The organism is Halomonas llamarensis (assembly GCF_023555005.1).
Lineage (GTDB): Bacteria > Pseudomonadota > Gammaproteobacteria > Pseudomonadales > Halomonadaceae > Vreelandella > Vreelandella llamarensis.
In genome coordinates, this window is record NZ_JAMJPJ010000097.1 from 1 (window position 1) to 617 (window position 617).

Below are 617 nucleotides of genomic sequence, written 5' to 3' on the forward strand. Positions count from 1 at the left end.
TTTGTTCTGGAGGCCAGCCGTGCCGGATACCCACCGCCGTAAGCTCCCCATCGGGATTCAGACGTTCTCAGATATCCGCGAGGGCGACTATTACTACGTCGATAAAACCCCGCATATTGAACGCCTGGTTAACCAGAACAAATACTACTTCCTTTCGCGGCCACGCCGCTTCGGCAAAAGCCTGTTGCTGGACACCCTGCGCTGCTTGTTTGAAGGCCGCCAAACGCTGTTTGACGGGCTTTATATTCACGACAAGTGGGACTGGCAACAGCGCTATCCGGTGATTCGTATTAGCTTTGCTAATGGTGTCATTAAAGATCGCAGTGAGTTGGATCGTCGAATTCATTATCAACTCACCAAGAATAGCGAGCGACTAGGCTTACCGGCGACAAGCTATCACGACATCCCAGACGCCTTTGCTGAGCTTATCGAGGTGGCGCGTCGCGAATACAACCAGCCCGTGGTTATCCTGATTGACGAGTACGACAAGCCGATTCTGGATAATATCCTGGTGCCCGAGCGTGCCCGGGAACTGCGCGAGGGTTTAAAGAACCTTTACAGCGTTATTAAGGACGCCGACCCCCACTTGCACTTTGTGCTGCTGACCGGCGTGTCCA

1 protein-coding gene is annotated in these 617 nt (G+C 53.3%); it reads left to right on the forward strand.

Annotated features, from left to right (window positions below; all coding sequences use genetic code 11):
- Positions 1-19 precede the first annotated feature (19 nt).
- Positions 20-617, forward strand: a 598-nt coding sequence (locus tag M8006_RS17745; RefSeq protein WP_250084545.1) for an AAA family ATPase, incomplete at its 3' end; no start/stop codon positions are given.